Below are 18,543 nucleotides of genomic sequence, written 5' to 3' on the forward strand. Positions count from 1 at the left end.
GCTCCTACAGTATCTGTTTGACGGCTGCGAAGGCTTTGGCGCGGCGTTCTTCCCAATTTCCCCTGATCACCACCAGGGCCTGTCGATGTTGCTGCATCCAATCCAGGCTGTGCTGGAAAAACGCCTGGCGGTCGGCCAGTTCCGGCTGGCAACGCTGGCCGTCGGCGGTCCACTCCACGTCGTCGGGGGACAGCAGCAGGTGCAGGTCGTAGTGGCGGGCCAGCAGTTCGTCGTCAAGCCATGTCGGATAGTCGCCGAACAGGGTCTGGCTCCAGAGTCTGTTGGTCAGCAGGTGCGTGTCGAGGATCAGCAGCGCAGGGCGCTCGGCGCGGGCGGCATCTTCCCAGGCCAGTTGTCCGCGGGCGATGGCCGGGATGTCGGCCAGCGTGGTGTCGCGCTGATGGTGGTCGATGAAGTGCCGCACGTACTCGCCCACCATCAGTCCGCCGAACTGCGTTTGCAACTGCGCGGCCAACCAGCTTTTACCGCTGGATTCGGGGCCGGCCAGGACCACCACCTTCATGCGCGCAACGCCGGGTCGGCGCGCCATTCGCGCCAGCCTTGCACGGCGATCGCGGTGAACAGCGCATAGAGCGCGGCGGTGAGGTAGAGGCCTTTATAGAGGAACAGCCCGACGAAAATCACATCCACGGCAATCCACAATGGCCAGCACTGCACGCGCTTTTGCGCCATCCACATCTGCGCCACCAGGCTGAAGCCGGTGAGGGCGGCGTCGAGCCAGGGTTGGGCGGCGTCGGTCCAGTGAGCCATGGCGGCGCCGAGCAACAGGCTGCCGACCGCGCCGATAGCCAGGCTGGTAAGGATCGCGGACCAGCCCAGGCTGGTGACTTGGCGACCTGGCTTGATGTCCCCGGCGCGTCGGGTCCACTGCCACCAGCCGTAGACTTGCAGGGCGGCGTAGACCACCTGCAACAGCATGTCGGAATAGAGTTTCACGTCGTAGAACACCCAGGTGTAGAGCAGCACCATCACCAGACCGATGGGCCAGCACCAGGGGTTTTGTTTGACCGTCAGCCAGACAGCGATCACCCCCAGCGCGGCGGCGAACAGTTCAAGCCCGGACATGGTGGTTCCTTGGGAGAGAGGGAAAGGGCGGGGATTGTAACCAATCTTCAAAACACAGGAAGGCAAATGTGGGAGGGGGCAAGCCCCCTCCCACAGTTTGAGTGGCGTCAGACTTTGAATTGACGCAGCAGGCCGTCGAGCTGCTCGCTCAACCCGCGCAAGTGTGCGCTGGCCACGCTGGACTGTTCGGCCGCCACTGCCGTGTTGTGGGACAACCCGGCGGCTTGGGTCACGTTCTGGTTGATGTCCTCGACCACGTGGGCCTGTTGCAGGGTGGCGCTGGCGATCGAGGCATTCAGGCCATTGAGGTTGCGCAGGGCCTGGCCGATGGCGGTGAGGCTGGCCCCGGCCTGGCCGGCCTGTTCGATGGTCAGTTGCGACGCGCTGTGGCTGTCGCTGATGACCTTGACGGCCGCTTCCGAGTGACCTTGCAGACGCTCGATCATGACCTGGATTTCAGCAGTGGATTTCTGCGTGCGTTGGGCCAGCAGCCGCACTTCGTCCGCCACCACCGCAAACCCGCGGCCTTGCTCACCGGCGCGCGCGGCTTCGATGGCGGCGTTGAGGGCGAGCAGGTTGGTCTGGTCAGCGATGGAGCGGATCACTTCGAGCACGCCACCGATCTGCGTGCTTTCGCTCGACAGGGTGCGAATCACTTCCACGGCCTGGCTGATGGTGGTGGACAGTTGGTCGATCTGCTGCAAGCTGCTGTCGATGTTCACTTGACCTTGCTCGGCCTGGGCCTGGGCATCGCGCATTTCGCTGGCGGCGTGCTCGGCATTCTTGGCCACGTCCTGCACGCCGTAGGTGACTTCATTGACCGCGGTGGCCACCAGTTCCATCTGTTGCGACTGTTGCTGGCTGCGGTCGTGGGCCTGGCTGGCGTTGTTGCCCAGCTCAGTGGAGGACTGGCCCAGCGCATTCGCGCACATCTGCAACTGGCCGACGACGTGGCGCAGCTTGGCGGTGAAGCTGTTGAAGTGCTGGGACAGTTGGGTGACTTCGTCACGGCCATGGGTGTCGAGGCTGCGCGTCAGGTCGCTCTCGCCGCTGGCGATATTGGCCATGGCATTCACGGCGGCCTGCAGCGGGCGCACGATGCTGCGCACAATCAACGAGACCAGGAGGGCCATGACCACGGCGATGCCCAGGCCGACACCCGAGGCTTTCCACACTTGCGCGTTGAATTCGGCTTGCACGTCATCCACATACACGCCGGAGCCGATGATCCAGCCCCACGGTTCGAACAACTGGATATACGAGGTTTTTTCTATCGGCGTATCGGCACCCGGCTTCGGCCAGCGGTAATTGACGATACCGGCACCCTTGGCCTTGGCCAGGCTCACGAACTCGTTGAATATTGCAAAGCCGTCCGGGTCGCGAATCGACGAGAGGTTCTGGCCATCGAGCTTGGGGTTGGCCGGGTGCATGATCATCACCGGCGTCAGGTCGTTGATCCAGAAATATTCGTCTTTGTTATAGCGCAGGCCGCGCACCGCGCTCAGGGCTTGTTTCTGTGCCGCTTCACGGGGCATGACGCCGCTGGTTTCGAGGCCGTGATAAAACGTCAGGATTCCACTGGCGGTCTGTACGACGTGTCGGGTCTGCAGGCTTTTGGCTTGATAGAGGTCGTCATGGATCTGTTTGAGCATCAGCAAACCCAGGGCCAACAGCATCAACACGGCGACTACTAGGATCAACCAGAGACGGCGGCTGATCGACATATTGCGTAAACTGTTCATCGTCCTGTCACTCCGTGCTTTTTATAATTCTCGGCGTTGCATCGACTTTTACGCCTTGTCTGATAGGCTTTCGGCCCGAAATCGAAAAACCTGAGTACTGCCTGATTTTTCACGGAATTTTTGCAGACCGGCGTTGAATATCAACACCGGGCCTTTAGTGCGCTCAACGTCAGTGAACCATTAAAAAGACTAACGAGGCTTGTCTTAGCGCAAGACCTTTGGGGGAAGTATGGATTTGTGGACCGCCGCACAGGCGTTGATACTCGGCGTGGTAGAAGGGCTGACGGAGTTTTTGCCGATCTCCAGTACCGGCCACCAGATTATCGTCGCCGACTTGCTCGACTTTGGCGGCGAACGCGCCATGGCGTTCAACATCATCATTCAGCTCGGCGCGATTCTGGCGGTGGTCTGGGAGTTTCGCCGCAAGATCCTCGACGTGGTGACCGGTTTGCCGACCCAGCGCAATGCACAGCGCTTTACCGTCAACCTGCTGATCGCGTTCCTGCCGGCCGTGGTGCTGGGGGTGATTTTCGCCGATCTGATTCACCATTACCTGTTCAACCCGATCACCGTCGCCACGGCGTTGGTGGTGGGCGGCATCGTGATGTTGTGGGCCGAGCGGCGCGAGCATGAAGTGCATGCCGAGAGCGTCGATGAGATCAGCTGGAAGGATGCGCTCAAGGTCGGTTTTGCCCAGTGCCTGGCGATGATCCCGGGCACCTCGCGCTCTGGCTCGACCATTATCGGCGGCCTGCTGTTCGGCCTGTCGCGCAAGACCGCCACCGAGTTTTCGTTCTTTCTGGCCATGCCGACCATGGTCGGTGCGGCGGTGTATTCGGGCTACAAGTACCGTGACCTGTTCCAGCCGGCTGACCTGCCGGTGTTCGCCATCGGGTTTGTCACCTCGTTCATCTTCGCGATGATTGCGGTCAAGGGCCTGCTCAAGTTCATCGCCAGCCATAGCTATGCGGCATTTGCCTGGTATCGGATTGCATTCGGCTTGCTGATCCTGGCGACCTGGCAGTTTGGCTGGATCGATTGGTCTGCGGCCAAGGCATGATGATTCAGCACCCACGCCTGAAGGCGCTGATCTTTGCGCTGTTGTGCGCGGCGCCATTATTGGGCTCGGTATTGGTGTGGCATCGCGGCGAGACCGTGATGCCGCTGGCGGCCTATGGCGTGGTCAGCGTGATCGCGTTTTTGCTGTACTGGAGCGACAAGCACAAGGCGCGCACCGACGCTCGGCGCATTCCCGAAAACATCCTGCACGCCGTCGAACTGGCGGGCGGATGGCCGGGGGCGCTGATTGCCCAGCAGGTGTTCCGGCACAAGACGCGCAAGGTCTCGTATCAGGTGCTGTTCTGGGCAATCGTGCTGTTGCATCAGGTGTTTTGGCTTGACCAGTTGTTCCTCAGCGGCACGCTGGGGTCAGTCCTCTAGCAACAACCCGACCTGCGTGCGCTTGGGCAACTTGCTCACCACCAACTGGTGAGAGCGCTGCAACAGGCCACGCAACTCCTCGGTGCCCAGCGGGTAGGGCGTGTTCATGATGATCCACTGCGCGCGCGCCAGGTACGGCGCCGGGTGGATGCCCGGGCGGTCCACATGGCCGAGGAACAGTTCCTTGTCGACCTTGAACGCCAACGAGTCACCCCGCAGGTTCTGCAAGGCGAACATCTTGTTGCCGGCAATCGAAAACACTCGCACGCCACCCCATTTATAGTCTTCCCGCGCGCCGGGCAGGCTCAGGCAGAAGTGCGCGACTTGTTCTTCGGTCATGCTCATAACAGGCGGTCTCCACAGCTTTTAAAGCCTTCTTCCAGGTAATCGATCCACGCGCGAATCGCCGGCAGCACGCCACGGCGATGCGGGTACACGGCCTGCAACCAGCCGCCCGGCAGCGACCATTGCGGCAGCAGTTGCACCAGTTGGCCGCTGGCCAGTTCTTCTTCGCAATACATCATCGGCAGCACGGTGAAGCCCAGGCCCTTGAGTGCGCTGGCTTTGCGCACAATGAAATCATCGATGCCCAGGCGGGCTTCCATCACCAGGTCTTCGGCGTTGCCTTGGGGGTCGAGCAGGCGCAGGTGGACCATGCGGTCGGCTTCCAGGGCGCCGAGCACCGGCAATTGCTTGAGGTCGTCGAGGTTGTCGACCTGTCGGCCGCGCATGAAGTCCGGGCTGGCGACCAGCAGCGTCTGGGCCTGGCGCAGGCGCTTGGTGACCAGCAGCGGGTCTTCATCGCCGAGCTCGCGCACCCGCAACGCCACGTCAATGCCTTCGGCCACCAGGTCGACGCGGCGGTTGACCAGGGTCATTTCCAGCTGCACCTGGGGGTGGGCGGCGAGAAACCCGGCGACCAGCTCCGGCAGGATGTGCTGGGCCATGCCCACCGGGCAACTGACCCGCAGCCGCCCGCGGGGTTCGCTGGACATGCTGGCCACGGCTTCATCGGCCATTTCCGCTTCCAGCAGCATTGCCTGGCAATGGCGCAGGTAACGCTCGCCGACGGCGGTCAGGGTCAGTTGCCGGGTGGTGCGCTGCAGCAGGCGCGCGCCAAGGCGTTCTTCCAGCTCGGCGATCCGCCGCGACAGGCGTGACTTGGGAATCCCCAGCAGGCGCCCGGCCGCCGCGAAGCCGCCGGCTTCCACGACTTTGGCGAAATAGTAGAGGTCATTGAGGTCTTGCATGCTCGGCCTATTGTCCTGTCAGTAGGACGAACTATCGCATTTCAACTACCTTATCGGCTATTGGTTTCATGCGTAGGCTTAACACCATCTGATTCGCATCGCTGATCTTATTTGGAGCTTACCCATGAAACTGTTGCACATCGATTCCAGCATCCTCGGCGACAACTCGGCTTCGCGCCAGCTCAGTGCCGGCGTGGTCAAGGCCTGGCAAGCGGCCGAGCCGGGTGTGGAAGTGACTTACCGTGACCTGGCCAGCGAAGGCATCAACCACTTCTCCGGCGCCACCCTGGCTGCGCTGGGCACGCCGGCCGAACTGCGCGACGCCGCGCAGCAGCACGAAGCCGACCTCAGCGCGTCGACCCTGGCTGAATTCCTCGCCGCCGACGCCGTGGTGCTGGGCGCACCGATGTACAACTTCACCATCCCGTCCCAGCTCAAGGCCTGGATCGACCGCATTGCAGTGGCCGGCCAGACCTTCCGCTACACCGAAGCCGGCCCGGAAGGCCTGTGCGGCAACAAGAAAGTCATCATCGTCTCCACGTCCGGCGGCCTGCATGTTGGCCAGGCAACCGGCGTGGCCCACGAGGAATACTTGAAAGTCATGCTGGGCTTCCTCGGCATCACCGACATCGAATTCGTCCGCGCCCAGGGCCTGGCGTATGGCGATGAGTTCCGCAGCAAGTCCCTGAGCGACGCCAACGTTGTCATCAACGAACAATTGTTCGCCGCCGCGTAAGGCTTGTGTAAATTTCGCTGTTGCTCGGTTTCAATCTGAAGCCGGGCGCCTAAACTCTGTATTCTGCTCGCCTGAACGCGACCGGAGTACGGAGTTTTTTCGTTGGCCCGCTGTCTTTACTTTGGCCCAGGTTATGCACGCATGGGTTTATCACTCGGTGCGAGTACCTTGAACCATGGACATCTTGAATAGACATGCCGGTTATCGCGCAGCAAAGGTGGACATCCTCATGATGCGTCTTTGTGCTGTTTTGGTTCTTTCCCTGCTTGGCGGCCTGGTTTCAGTGCACGCCGCGCCTGCGCCGCACCCGCATTGGAGTGTGGGCTTCCACCGCATGAGTTTTCTCGACCCGCTGGATCTGCAGCCGATGAATGCCATCGCGTTCTATCCGTCCACCGACGTTGAGCACACCACCCGGGTGGGTGGGTATCACGTGGCCGCCACGGAAGATTCGAAGATCGCTATCGGCCGTTTCCCGATGCTGATGCTGTCCCACGGCAACACAGGGACGCCGCTGGCCCTGCATGACCTGGCGACCTCCCTGGCGCGCAAGGGCTTTGTAGTCGTGGCGGTGCTGCACCCCGGCGACAACTACAAGGATCACAGCCGCCTGGGCACGTTGAGCAACCTGTATGGGCGGCCGATCCAGATTTCCGAAGCGATCACCGCGACCCTGGGCGACCCGATGCTGTCACCGTTCGTCAACGTCGACCAAGTGGGTGTCATCGGCTACTCGGCCGGTGGCGAAACCGCGTTGATCCTGGCGGGCGCCAAGCCCGATTTCGACCGCCTGCGCCGCTATTGCCAGGAGCGTCCGGAAGACCGCGACGCCTGCACCACCAAAGGCGAGCTGGTGGTGGACCGTGATGACCTGCAGCCACAAGCCGACCCACGTATTCACGCGTTGATGTTGATGGCGCCGTTGAGCTTGATGTTCGGGCGCCACACCCTGGCCGACGTCCACGTGCCGGTGCTGCTCTATAGCGGTGATGGCGACAAGCTGGTGGCGGTGGACAAGAACGCCGCCGCCCTGGCGCGCAAGCTGCCCGAACCGCCGGATTTCAAATTGCTGGCCGGGGCCGGGCATTTCGTGTTCATGGCGCCCTGCGACAGCGATCAACTGGCGCTGATGCCGGCGATCTGCACCGATGCCGATGGCGTCGACCGCGAAGGCATTCACCGCGATCTGACCTCCGAAGCCGGGCGCTTTTTCGCTCACACCCTCGGGCGATCCACCCGTGCCGGCCTGCAGACGGCGGATCAGTAAGCGCGACGTTTGAGCAGCACGGTCACGCCCAAGGCGCTGAGCGACAGCAGTGCGGCGCAGAAGAAGATCCAGCCGTAGCCGAGGTTCAACGCCACCGCCCCCATCAAGGGCCCGGCAATCGCCAGGGCCAGGTCGAAAAACACGGCGTAGGCACTCAGCCCCGCGCCACGGCTGCTGTTGGGCACCTGCTTGATCGCTTCCACGCCCAGCGCCGGGTACACCAGCGACAAACCGAAGCCAGTCAGCCCTGCACCGATCAATGCCACGCCGGTAGACGGCGCGAGCCACAACAGCGTCAGGCCCAGGGTCTCGATGATCATGCACCCAATCGCTGCGCGGAAGCCGCCAAAGCGGCTGATGGCCGAGATAAACACCAGGCGCGAAACGATGAAACACACGCCAAATACCGTCAAGCAATAGGCCGCGCCTGCCCAGCCGCGATTGAGGTAGTACAGGGTGATAAAGGTGGTCAGGGTGCCGTAGCCGATGGACGCCAGGCACAGGCTGGCGCCAAACGGGGCGATACGCCCGAACACCGCCCAGAACGGCAGGCGCTCGCCGCGGACCACCGGCACGGACGGTTTATTGCGGATCAGCACCAGGCCGAGCGCCGCCAGCACCGACAGGGCGATGCCAAGGCTGTTGTAGCCGTATTCGGCGACCATTACCACGCCCAGCGGCGCGCCAATCGCGATGGCGCCGTAGGACGCAATGCCGTTCCAGGAAATCGAGCGCCCCGTATGCTCGGCGCCGACCTGGCCCATGCACCAACTGATGGTGCCCACGCCAATCAGGCCCTGGGCCACGCCGAGCAACAAACGAGCGACGATCAGGATGCCCAGGCTCAACAGCGGCAGGCTTTGCAGCAGTGTTGCCAGCAGCGTCAGCCCGCCGCTGGCCAGGATGCCGCCCAGGCCGAGCACGATTGCACGTTTGGTGCCCACGTTATCGGACATGCGCCCGGCCATGGGGCGGCTGAGCAGGGTGGCGAGGTATTGCGAACCGATGGTCAGCCCGGCCACCACCGCGCTGAAACCCAGTTGCTCGTGTACGTAGCCTGGGATCACCGCGATCGGCAGGCCGATGCAGATAAAGGCAATAAAGGTGTAGAAGACGATGGAGACGATCTGCAGGGTGATCGACAGTGAACTCGGGGCGGCGGCAGACATGAGCACTCGTTCGCGGGCGGGCGGTGAGGGCATCATCGCAAGGGCTCGGGGGAAAAGAAAGCACCCTAACTATCAACCCGGCTGGCCGACAGATACAAAAAAGCCCCGTCGCAGTGGACGGGGCTTTTTCTTGTCGCTAACAGCTGCTCGCGGTGCTTAGAAGACCACGCCTTGGCTGCGCAGGTAGTCGTCATAGGTGCCGCTGAAGTCGATCACGCCGTTGGCGCTCAACTCGATGATGCGGGTGGCCAGGGACGATACGAACTCACGGTCATGGCTGACGAAGATCAGCGTGCCCGGGTAGTTTTCCAGCGCCAGGTTCAGCGCTTCGATGGATTCCATGTCCAAGTGGTTGGTCGGTTCGTCCATGATCAGCACGTTGGGCTTTTGCAGGATCAGCTTGCCGAACAGCATGCGGCCTTGTTCGCCACCGGAGATGACCTTGACCGACTTGAGGATCTCGTCGTTGGAAAACAGCATGCGCCCCAGGGTGCCGCGGATCACTTGCTCGCCCTGTGTCCACTGGCCCATCCAGTCGAACAGGCTCATGTCGTCTTCGAAGTCGTGGGCGTGGTCCTGGGCGTAGTAGCCCAGTTCGGCGGCGTCGGTCCACTTGATGCTGCCGGCATCCGGCGTCAGTTCGTTGACCAGGGTGCGCAGCAGGGTGGTTTTGCCGATACCGTTCGGGCCGATGATCGCCACGCGCTCGCCGGCTTCAACCTGAAAGCTGAAGTCCTTGAACAGCGGCTTGCCGTCGAAGCCTTTGGCCATGCGATCGACGATGACCGCCTGGCGGTGCAGCTTTTTGGTTTGTTCGAAACGGATGAACGGGCTCACACGGCTCGAAGGCTTGACCTCGGCCAGCTGGATCTTGTCGATCGCCTTGGCACGGGAAGTGGCCTGCTTGGCTTTCGAGGCGTTGGCCGAGAAGCGGCTGACGAAGGATTGCAGTTCGGAGATCTGTGCTTTTTTCTTGGCGTTGTCCGACAGCAGTTGCTCGCGGGACTGGGTCGCCACGGTCATGTACTCGTCGTAGTTGCCCGGGAACAGGCGCAACTCGCCGTAGTCCAGGTCAGCCATGTGGGTACATACGCTGTTCAGGAAGTGACGGTCGTGAGAGATGATGATCATCAGGCTGGAGCGCTGGGTCAGGATGTTTTCCAGCCAGCGGATGGTGTTGATGTCCAAGTGGTTGGTCGGTTCGTCGAGCAACAGCACTTCAGGGTCGGAGAACAGCGCCTGGGCCAGCAATACGCGCAGTTTCCAACCGGGGGACACTTCGCTCATCGGGCCGAAGTGCTGTTCCAGGGGAATACCCAGGCCCAGCAGCAGTTCACCGGCGCGGGATTCGGCGGTGTAGCCGTCCATCTCGGCGAACTCGGTTTCCAGCTCGGCCACGGCCATGCCGTCGTCTTCGCTCATTTCCGGCAGCGAGTAGATACGATCGCGCTCGGCCTTGACCTTCCACAGTTCTTCGTGACCCATGATCACGGTGTCGAGCACGGTGAATTCTTCGTAAGCGAACTGGTCCTGGCGCAGTTTACCCAGGCGCACGTTCGGTTCCAGCATGACCTGGCCACCGGACGGATCCAGGTCGCCACCGAGGATTTTCATGAAGGTCGACTTGCCGCAACCGTTGGCACCGATCAAACCATAACGGTTACCGGCGCCGAATTTGACCGAGACATTCTCGAAGAGCGGCTTGGCGCCGAACTGCATGGTGATGTTAGCTGTGGAGATCAATTACTTTACCTATCAATAGCTTAGGGTGCGCTTATTTGAGCTGGGACCAATTTGGGACCAATCTGGAGCTCTTCCGATTCGCTCCAGTCCGAGCTTGGGTTGATCCAACGCGCATAAGTCGAGAGCAGCATCTGCGCACGATGGCCGAGCTGCTGGGAAATGAAGGCGGGGTTCATGCCAGACATACTGCATATTGTCGCATAGGTGTGACGACAGTTGTATGGCGGTCGACGACGGATGTTCAATGCTTTCGGTGTTGGAGTCCCCTGTAGTGCAGCTCGGTCGTCTGCTTCACGCTCTGCGAGTGCGTCGGTGGCGGGAAAATCAACGGCATTTTCAAGTCGGATAAAAGGTCCAGTCGGAGTCGCAACTTTTTGGGCAGAGCGAAACGCGTACCGCTCAATTGCTGCCGCATAAGTGAATCCCCGTTTAACCACGCGTAGTCGATAGAGCAGAGTCGTATGGCTGGCTAAACCAGCGACTTTTGAATTTGATGATCAAATGTCTCTAGAAAGTCGTGCATGCTGAGTTCTCCGAGATCTACGGTTTTAGCGCCGCCGGCCGCGATAAAGGTTACGTCAGTGATACCCAGGACGTTCAGGATCAGTTTCAAATAGTGAGTCGCAATGTCACGGTCTTTAATCGGCGAGTCGTCGGTATATACACCTCCCGAGGCGAGCAGCACTGTTGCTTTTTTACCGGTCACCAGTCCTTTGCCATCAACGCCCAGGGTCAGGCCTTTACGCACCACATGATCGACCCAGGCCTTGAGTGCCGCAGGGACGTTATAGTTGTAGACGGGTGTTGAAATAACCAAGTGATCGGTTTCCAGCAACTCGGCCGCAAGTTCATCGGATAGTTGCAACACCGCTTTCATTTCAGGCGAATGTTGGGGGGCGGGGGTGAAGTAAGCCTGTAACCAGGGGGCTGTCACGAAGGTCAGCGGGGTGTCCGTTAGATCCCGTATTTTGATGGCGCCCCGAGGGTGCGCAGCTTCCCATGCGGCCACGAAGCGGCGAGTGAGCTGTCGGGAAATCGAAGCATCCCCACGTGGGCTGGTTTCAATGGTGAGAAGCCTGGACATGAAAGTAACTCCTGCGCGGTGAGGGGGCGGTATGTTTTGCGTTGTCGCGGTAGGCGATGTGCGACACACTCTACCCAATGCGATTTATAAGCAGGAGTGATGTAAATATGATTGAGTCCATCTGTTTAAGTGATGGAGCATGATCGGAAATCTCAGCCTGGATCAATTGCGGATCCTTGTAACCATTGCCGATACAGGCAGTTTTTCGGCCACGGGACGTCACCTGCGGCGCGCTCAATCTGCCATTAGCCAATCGATTGCCACACTTGAGTCAGTTCAAGGTGTGAGGCTGTTTGATCGCAGCGGTCATCGTCCAAGGCTCACTGAGGTCGGTAGAGTGCTGGTGGTTCAAGCGCGCGCCGTGCTGGCGAGCGCTGCCCAATTTGAAGCAATGGCTGCAAGTACTGCAGCAGGGGTTGAGCCGGAGTTGGCGCTCGCCATAGACCCTTTAGTCCCCAGCGCCCCGCTCATCGAAAGCCTTGGCGCGCTCCGTGAGGCTTTTCCGCATCTGGCCGTGAGTTTCTCTACAGAAGGCTTAGGCGGCGCTGAGCGCCGATTGCGCAACGGCGATGCGGCACTGGCGCTTTGCACATTGATCCCGACGGTGCCCGACGATATCACCGCGCTGGCGCTGCTCAGCGTCGACTTGAGGCCAGTCGTCGCCAGCGGGCATCCCTTGGCCATGTTAGGCCGCCGGGCAACACGGGCAGACCTCAAGCCCTATGTGCAACTGGTGCTTTCCGATCCGGTTTCTCCCGACGGCCCTAGCTATGGGGTGACGGGCAGTCACCAGTGGCGGTTTGTCGATTTGGTACGGCGCTTGGATTTCTTACTCGCCGGGTTCGGTTGGTGCCGAATGCCAGAGCATCTGATTGCGGATCATCTGGCTTCAGGGCGCCTCCGGCCGCTTGAGTTAACCGCCGAACTTCAACGCACACCAGACACGCTTACGATCTATGCCGCGCACATGCAAAATCGCTCTTTAGGCAAAGCAGGCCGATGGTTGCTGAATGACCTGACCCGTCGTCTGTGCCTGTGAGGGTACGACGATGACCGAGGTCGGCGGTTTGGTGACCTGGGCCGGGAGATAAGTTCGGCCGCAGGCGAGGGTTTCATCTGACGGGCAATTGGCTTATTTTCCGTAGCTCGCTGTAACCGACTTTCTGGAGACGCAATGGACATGCCCTCAGCCCAACAGGCGATTGCCAGTAACAAGGACGCCTGGGACGAATCCGCCCGGCTGCACAAAGACACGGATACCTGGAGGACGCTGCTGGCCTCGGTCGCCGAACCGGATTTTTCGTGCCTGGACCCGACTCTCACCGCCTTGTTGCAAGATGTCGGTGTTGCCGGCAAAGACGTGGTGCAACTGTGTTGCAACAACGGCCGCGAAAGCTTGTCGTTATTCGGCCTGGGCGCACGCACGGTCGTCGGCGTGGACCAATCCCGTGCCTTTCTCGATCAGGCTCGGGAGCTGGCGGCGCTCTCACCCTACAGCCCGGAATTCATCGAAACCGAGATCCACCATTTGCCCGAGCGTTTGCACGCACGCTTCGATATCGCCCTGGTGACCATCGGCGTATTGGGCTGGATGCCGGATGTGGCGCGGTTCATGCGCCAGGTCGCCACAACGCTGAAGCCCGGCGGCACTCTGGTGATGTACGAAACCCACCCGTTCCTGGAAGTGTTCGACCCGCTGGCAGCCAATCCGCTGCTGCCTGCCAGTTCGTACTTCCAGCGTGAGCCTTTTGTGCTGCAAGAGTCGATCGTCTATGAAGGGCAGAGCGCGGTCGCGGGGCCGACGTCCTACTGGTTTGTACACACGCTGGGCAGTGTGGTCAGCGCAGCGATTGCGGCGCGGTTGCAGATCGCTCATCTGCAAGAATACCCGCATTCAAATCGCGAAGAACTCTACGACCAATACGAGGATCAGGCGGCCCAGTTGCCGCTGTGTTTTACCCTGACGGCGACCAAGCGCCTGCCCTGAGCTGTTTTGCGCGTAAAAAAAAGCCCGCCGGGGGAGGCGGGCTAAGGGATTCACTGGAGTAGGTAGGCTTCACCCTATAGACCGGAAGGTGAATGCCTTGTGAAAATCCCGTCGCAAGTTCAGATGGGCGCGGGGCTCAGGATCGACGCACGAATGTACGCATTGTCTGCCCGGGGCCGGTGCTGAATACACACGGTCGCGGCATGCCTTCATCCGCCGCGATGAATACGAACTCGTCTCCTTCCAGGCGGTAGCTGGCCGGCAGCAGCTTGCCCGCGTCATCCCCCATGGCATCGATCCAGGTGATGCTTTTGGGATGGGTGGTGCTGTCCAGGAAGAATCGGCCGGCCAGTAGTCGTTCGCCATCAACGGTGAGCACTTCAAAGTGGTCGTCGGTAATGGTGGTGATTGCACCGGGGGCGCTGTGGGCGTCGGGCGGGTTGAGCACGCCGCTGTCTTCGAGCGAGACCTGCTGCCATGTGCCCTGCAGGGCTTGGTAGTCCGAGTCGGAAATGGATGTCATACAAATTCCTTTTTGTTGGAGTTCATAGGCTGAATAGGCCGACTGAACCGTAAGACGGGCGCTTTTCCCGCCGTGAGCGCAAGGATGATCAGCCGCTGCCGTAACGTTTAATGCGCAAGGGCTTGTCCCATGACAAGCCCCCGTGCCCCCTCCAATTACAATCAGTGGACAGCTTTTCACAATTCTTAGTTAACCTTTAGTTACAAATTGTGGCTAAATATCGGGCGATGGTTATGAACCGAAGGGCTATCCGCCGGTCGTGCCGCCTATATGTGAATTGTGATTTCATGTGCTGCTATCCAACCTCGGCCGTCGTGGGCCCGCAGGAGCAGCCTGTTTTCTCCTGACTTGTGACGAAATCCATTGAAACTCATTATTGTTTTCCTCTACGTTGCCTCTATTGCGTATGTCCACCTGCGTGGCCGGGTGCGGCATAAACTGAGACGCCAGCTCAGCGATCACTCTACGTTCCTGGCGCCGATCAACTGCTTTCTCTACTTATTCTCCAAGCTACCCAGCCGACCGTATCTCTCACCCAGCGACTTCCCGGACCTGAGCCCACTGCAGGAGCATTGGGAAGAAATCCGCCAGGAAGCCCATACCCTGATGCAGGCGGGCGCGATCAAGCGTTCGGACCAATACGACGACGTTGGTTTCAACTCGTTCTTCAAGTCGGGTTGGAAGCGCTTCTACCTGAAATGGTATGGCGACAGCCACCCCTCGGCGATGAAGCTGTGCCCGCGCACCACCGAGTTGCTGCAGAGCATCGGCTCGGTCAAGGCCGCGATGTTCGCCGAGTTGCCGCCGGGCTCCAAGCTGGTGCGCCACCGCGACCCTTACGCCGGTTCCTATCGCTACCACTTGGGCCTGGATACCCCCAACGATCCGGGGTGCTACATCAATGTGGACGGCGAGAACTACTCCTGGCGCGACGGCGAACCGGTGATGTTCGACGAGACCTATATCCACTACGCAGAAAACGCCACCCAGAAGAACCGCATCATTCTGTTCTGTGACGTCGAGCGGCCGATGAAGTACCGCTGGGCGGCCGCGTTCAACCGCTGGTTCAGCCGCACGGTGATGGCCGCCGCCGGCGCGCCGAACGACGCGGGCGACAAGACCGGCGGGCTGAACCGTGCGTTTAGCCGCTTGTACAAAATCCGCCTGCGCGGCAAGGAACTCAAGAAGCGTAACCGCACGCGCTACTACCTGGAAAAGTGGGCGATCTTCGCGGTGCTTGCGCTGATCTTCATCCTGATCTGAACCTCGACGTGGCGCGACTCACTGCGGTGGCGTCGCGCCCAACGTGTCCCACATCTGTTTGCTGAGCCTCTGCCTGTTGGCATAACCGGCCCACGGGTCGCCCTTCAAACCCTGCAACCGCTGTTGCAGGTTGGCGACCGTCCACTGCTGGGCACCGCGCAACCCCTTCAACTCCTCGCGACTGACCGGCACTGACACCGGCAGGCCGGGGCGTGCGCGCACTGAATAGGCCGCCACCGTACTGGCACCGCGCGCGTTACGCAGGTAATCGATGAAGATCTTGCCCTGTCGATTCTTCAGCCCGGAGGTGGCGGTGAAGCGTTCCGGCAGGCGTTGAGTCATGAACTGGGCGATCGCTTTGGCGAAGGCTTTCACGGTGGCCCAATCATCGCGGCGCGCCAGCGGGATCATCAGGTGCAGGCCTTTGCCGCCGCTGGTCTTGACGAAGGCTTGCAGGCCCAACTCGTCGAGCACCGACAAGGTCAACTGCGCCGCCTCCAGCATGGCTTTCCACGGCAGGGCCGGATCGGGGTCGAGGTCGAGGACGAACAGGTCCGGGGTTTCGATCTTGTCCGAGGTGGCACCCCAGGTGTGCAGTTCGACGGTACCCATTTGCACCGCACCGATCAGGCCGGCGAGGCTGTCGATCTGCATCAGGCGCGCATGGTCAGGGTCCAGGCGCTGGTCCAGTTGCTTGATATGGGGAATCGCCAGGTGCTCCGAGTGCTTCTGGAAAAATTGCTCGCCGTCGATGCCCTCCGGCGCCCTCAGCAAGGAAACGGGGCGGTGACGCAGGAAGGGCAGCAGCCATTCGCTGATGCTCTGGTAAAACTGCGCCAGTTCCAGCTTGCGGGTGCCGCTGGCGAGATCGATGACGCGCTCGGCATGGGTGATCTGCACACCGGCGAGGGTGACCGACGCGGCGGTCTTTTGCGGCGCGGGCGTGGGCCTGGCGTTCCCCACGCAGGCACCGCTGAGCACGCTTTGCGGCTGGGCTTCGGTGATGTCGTAGTCGCTGGCCGGGCGGGCGTGCCGGTCGTTTTCCTTGATCAGCAGCCACCGTTCCTTGTCGCCGCTGCCTTTGAGGTGGGTGCGTACCAAGGCCCAATCGCCTGAGAGTTTTTCGCCGGCCAGGGTGAATTCCAGTTTGCCGGCGGCGTAGGCGGTTTGTGGATCGTCGTGGGGGTGCCAAATGCCACGGTCCCAGACGATCACATCGCCGGCGCCGTATTGGCCGGCCGGAATGCTGCCTTCGAAACTGCCGTAGCTCAAGGGGTGGTCTTCGACTTGCACCGCCAGGCGTTTCTGGCTGGGGTCGAGGCTGGGGCCCTTGGGCACCGCCCAGCTCTTGAGCACGCCATCGAGCTCAAGGCGCAAGTCGTAGTGCAGATTGCGTGCGTCGTGCTTCTGGATCACGAACGTCAGCGCCGATGCATTGCGTTGCGCGCCCGACGCGGCGCCGGAAGGTTCGGTGGTGATCTTGAAGTCGCGTTTGCGGTTGTATTCGCTCAGGGGCTTTGCCATATCGTGCTCCCTACCTTGGTCGGCTCAAGAGGCCTTTTCGCTGGCTTTTTACACACCTTGCACCCGTGCGATCGCTGGCGTGGAAGTTGCGGTGCGCGGATGCTCGGACAGAACGTGTTACATCTGATGAGAAACTATTTAGTTACCAAAGGCGAACCCAAAGCGTAGCGTGGTATCGAAAGCACGTACTCCTCGTCCCAAGAGGCTTTGTCATGATCACCTGTGTGCGACATCTTGCAGCGTTGGCGCTAGGCCTGGCACTTTGCGCCAGTGCCCAGGCGCAAAACCTGCCCGGCAGCAATGACGCCAACAATAGCCCGATCCACCGGGCCAATCCCAACAGTATGCAGGGCACCCAGCCCAGTGCGCCGGCGATTCGCGGCATCCAGACCGGGCCGACCACGCGCACGCCGACCCTGGAAAACGGCGGCATCGGCAATCGCTATCCGCAACGCCAGGCTGCGCCTAGCCGCCCGGCGACGGAAACCAAAGCCCCCACGGTTGACGCCAACGGCAATCGCCGGCCTTGAGCGCCGGTAAGGACCCCGTCTTATGTCTCTACGCAAAACCCTGCTTGCCGCATGTTGCGCAAGCGCCTTATTGCCGCTGACAACGCTGTATGCCGCCGAAGCCCAGCAGTTTCCCAGCGAACAAGGCAGCATCAGCGCCACGCCGATCGCCAAAGGCCTGGATCATCCGTGGGCCGTGGCGTTTTTACCGGACAAACAGGGCTACCTCGTCACCGAGCGTCCCGGCCACCTGCGGGTCGTCAGCCCGGATGGCAAATTGTCGGCGCCGCTGACCGGCGTGCCTGAGGTCTGGGCCAAGGGCCAGGGTGGTTTGCTCGATGTGGTGCTGTCGCCGGACTTCAAGCAGGACCGCCTGGTGTACTTGTCATATGCCGAAGGCGGCGGCAAGGGCGGCACAGCCGGCACTGCGGTCGGTCGCGGGCGGTTGGCGGATGACCTGAGCGGTTTGCGCGACTTCAAGGTGATCCTGCGCCAGGAGCCCAAGCTCTCCACCGGCAATCATTTCGGCTCGCGCCTGGCCTTTGACCGCGACGGCTACCTGTTCGTCACCCTGGGTGAAAACAACGACCGGCCCACCGCCCAGGACCTCGACAAGCTGCAAGGCAAGGTGGTGCGGATCTACCCGGACGGCCGCGTGCCGGATGACAACCCCTTTGTCGGGCAACCGGGTGTGCGCCCCGAAATCTGGTCCTACGGCCAGCGCAATCCGCAGGGCCTGGCGTTGAACCCATGGAACGGCACGCTCTGGGAAAACGAGCACGGGCCGCGTGGCGGAGATGAAATCAACATCATCGAACGCGGCAAGAACTACGGCTGGCCCATGGCGACTCATGGCATCAACTATTCGCTGACACCGATCCCCGAGGCCAAGGGCAAGGTGGTGGACGGTACTGTGGCGCCGCACCATGTGTGGGAGAAATCCCCAGCGATCAGCGGCATGGCATTCTACGATGCCGACCGCTTCCAGGCATGGCAGCACAATCTGTTCATTGGCGCCCTGGCCAGCCAGGAGCTGATTCGCCTGCAGTTCGACGGCGACAAGGCGATCCATGAAGAGCGCTTGCTCGGCGGCTTGAATGCGCGAATTCGCGACGTGCGGCAAGGACCGGATGGCTTTTTGTATGTGTTGACCGATGAGGATGATGGGGTGTTGTACCGAGTGGGTTTGAACCAGGATTGAGCAATAAGCCGCAAGCTTC

Annotated in this window: 19 protein-coding genes and 1 pseudogene; 9 read left to right on the top strand and 11 right to left on the bottom strand. The window is 61.1% G+C overall.

Annotation, left to right across the window (positions count from 1 at the left end; translation table 11 throughout):
* Window positions 1-4: 4 nt before the first annotated feature.
* The 3 genes from JN756_RS14245 to JN756_RS14255 form a co-directional block, all read right to left on the bottom strand.
* Complete coding sequence (locus tag JN756_RS14245; protein WP_046385264.1) at window positions 5-523, bottom strand: AAA family ATPase; 519 nt, start codon at window positions 521-523, stop codon at window positions 5-7.
* Entirely contained in the window at window positions 520-1,086 is a 567-nt protein-coding gene (pnuC, locus tag JN756_RS14250; protein ID WP_046383216.1) for a nicotinamide riboside transporter PnuC, read from the bottom strand. The genes JN756_RS14245 and pnuC overlap by 4 nt, the downstream gene beginning before the upstream one ends.
* 107 nt (window positions 1,087-1,193) lie before the next feature.
* Window positions 1,194-2,828 (bottom strand): methyl-accepting chemotaxis protein, encoded by a 1,635-nt coding sequence (locus JN756_RS14255; RefSeq protein ID WP_046383217.1) that lies wholly within the window; start codon window positions 2,826-2,828, stop codon window positions 1,194-1,196.
* Window positions 2,829-3,057: 229 nt separating this feature from the next.
* Between JN756_RS14255 and JN756_RS14260 the strand changes: the two genes are divergently transcribed.
* Both JN756_RS14260 and JN756_RS14265 read left to right on the top strand, forming a co-directional pair.
* A complete protein-coding gene (locus JN756_RS14260) occupies window positions 3,058-3,888 on the top strand; it encodes an undecaprenyl-diphosphate phosphatase (RefSeq protein WP_046383218.1) in 831 nt (276 codons plus the stop codon).
* Window positions 3,885-4,268, top strand: coding sequence for a DUF1294 domain-containing protein (locus tag JN756_RS14265; protein WP_046383219.1), 384 nt, complete (start codon window positions 3,885-3,887; stop codon window positions 4,266-4,268). Before JN756_RS14260 ends, JN756_RS14265 begins: the two co-directional genes overlap by 4 nt.
* On the opposite strand, the gene JN756_RS14270 is transcribed toward JN756_RS14265, so the two are convergent.
* Entirely contained in the window at window positions 4,257-4,613 is a 357-nt protein-coding gene (locus tag JN756_RS14270; protein WP_046383220.1) for an MmcQ/YjbR family DNA-binding protein, read from the bottom strand. The genes JN756_RS14265 and JN756_RS14270 overlap by 12 nt on opposite strands.
* A complete protein-coding gene (locus JN756_RS14275; RefSeq protein ID WP_017847256.1) occupies window positions 4,610-5,518 on the bottom strand; it encodes a LysR substrate-binding domain-containing protein in 909 nt (302 codons plus the stop codon). Before JN756_RS14275 ends, JN756_RS14270 begins: the two co-directional genes overlap by 4 nt.
* 124 nt (window positions 5,519-5,642) lie before the next feature.
* Between JN756_RS14275 and JN756_RS14280 the strand changes: the two genes are divergently transcribed.
* Both JN756_RS14280 and JN756_RS14285 read left to right on the top strand, forming a co-directional pair.
* Window positions 5,643-6,254, top strand: coding sequence for an FMN-dependent NADH-azoreductase (locus JN756_RS14280; protein WP_046383222.1), 612 nt, complete (start codon window positions 5,643-5,645; stop codon window positions 6,252-6,254).
* Between the two features lie 229 nt (window positions 6,255-6,483).
* On the top strand, window positions 6,484-7,521 hold the full coding sequence (locus JN756_RS14285) for an alpha/beta hydrolase family protein (protein ID WP_026140063.1): 1,038 nt from the start codon (window positions 6,484-6,486) through the stop codon (window positions 7,519-7,521).
* Here JN756_RS14285 and JN756_RS14290 read toward each other — a convergent pair.
* The 4 genes and pseudogenes from JN756_RS14290 to JN756_RS14305 all read right to left on the bottom strand — a co-directional run bounded on the left by JN756_RS14290 (window position 7,515) and on the right by JN756_RS14305 (window position 11,517).
* Window positions 7,515-8,690 (bottom strand): MFS transporter, encoded by a 1,176-nt coding sequence (locus tag JN756_RS14290; RefSeq protein WP_046383223.1) that lies wholly within the window; start codon window positions 8,688-8,690, stop codon window positions 7,515-7,517. The genes JN756_RS14285 and JN756_RS14290 overlap by 7 nt on opposite strands.
* 156 nt (window positions 8,691-8,846) lie before the next feature.
* Window positions 8,847-10,433 carry an ABC-F family ATPase gene (locus JN756_RS14295; RefSeq protein ID WP_026140064.1) on the bottom strand — a complete coding sequence of 529 codons (1,587 nt, stop codon included), beginning with the start codon at window positions 10,431-10,433 and terminating at the stop codon, window positions 8,847-8,849.
* 20 nt (window positions 10,434-10,453) lie between these two features.
* Window positions 10,454-10,770, bottom strand: a pseudogene (locus tag JN756_RS14300) (site-specific integrase); the annotation flags it as partial.
* A 132-nt stretch (window positions 10,771-10,902) separates the two neighbouring features.
* Window positions 10,903-11,517, bottom strand: coding sequence for an FMN-dependent NADH-azoreductase (locus JN756_RS14305; RefSeq protein WP_046383224.1), 615 nt, complete (start codon window positions 11,515-11,517; stop codon window positions 10,903-10,905).
* Between the two features lie 139 nt (window positions 11,518-11,656).
* On the opposite strand from JN756_RS14305, the gene JN756_RS14310 reads away from it, so the two are divergent.
* Both JN756_RS14310 and JN756_RS14315 read left to right on the top strand, forming a co-directional pair.
* Entirely contained in the window at window positions 11,657-12,556 is a 900-nt protein-coding gene (locus JN756_RS14310; protein ID WP_201022192.1) for a LysR family transcriptional regulator, read from the top strand.
* A gap of 135 nt (window positions 12,557-12,691) precedes the next feature.
* Window positions 12,692-13,504 (top strand): class I SAM-dependent methyltransferase, encoded by an 813-nt coding sequence (locus JN756_RS14315; protein WP_046383226.1) that lies wholly within the window; start codon window positions 12,692-12,694, stop codon window positions 13,502-13,504.
* A gap of 136 nt (window positions 13,505-13,640) precedes the next feature.
* On the opposite strand, the gene JN756_RS14320 is transcribed toward JN756_RS14315, so the two are convergent.
* Window positions 13,641-14,027, bottom strand: coding sequence for a TIGR03067 domain-containing protein (locus JN756_RS14320; protein ID WP_126589447.1), 387 nt, complete (start codon window positions 14,025-14,027; stop codon window positions 13,641-13,643).
* A 363-nt stretch (window positions 14,028-14,390) separates the two neighbouring features.
* Between JN756_RS14320 and lpxO the strand changes: the two genes are divergently transcribed.
* Window positions 14,391-15,290 carry a lipid A hydroxylase LpxO gene (gene lpxO, locus JN756_RS14325; RefSeq protein ID WP_017847265.1) on the top strand — a complete coding sequence of 300 codons (900 nt, stop codon included), beginning with the start codon at window positions 14,391-14,393 and terminating at the stop codon, window positions 15,288-15,290.
* 18 nt (window positions 15,291-15,308) lie between these two features.
* On the opposite strand, the gene ligD is transcribed toward lpxO, so the two are convergent.
* Entirely contained in the window at window positions 15,309-16,814 is a 1,506-nt protein-coding gene (gene ligD / locus JN756_RS14330) for a DNA ligase D (RefSeq protein WP_126589445.1), read from the bottom strand.
* 212 nt (window positions 16,815-17,026) lie between these two features.
* On the opposite strand from ligD, the gene JN756_RS14335 reads away from it, so the two are divergent.
* Together JN756_RS14335 and JN756_RS14340 are read left to right on the top strand one after the other, a co-directional pair.
* The gene (locus tag JN756_RS14335) at window positions 17,027-17,344 is read left to right on the top strand and encodes a hypothetical protein (protein ID WP_126589444.1); all 318 of its coding nucleotides are present in this window, start codon (window positions 17,027-17,029) and stop codon (window positions 17,342-17,344) included.
* Between the two features lie 22 nt (window positions 17,345-17,366).
* Window positions 17,367-18,524: a PQQ-dependent sugar dehydrogenase gene (locus JN756_RS14340; RefSeq protein WP_128191507.1), complete on the top strand. Its 1,158-nt coding sequence runs from the start codon at window positions 17,367-17,369 to the stop codon at window positions 18,522-18,524.
* Window positions 18,525-18,543 lie beyond the last annotated feature (19 nt).

It is taken from the genome of Pseudomonas sp. Y39-6 (assembly GCF_023651955.1).
GTDB classification, from domain to species: Bacteria; Pseudomonadota; Gammaproteobacteria; order Pseudomonadales; family Pseudomonadaceae; genus Aquipseudomonas; species Aquipseudomonas veronii.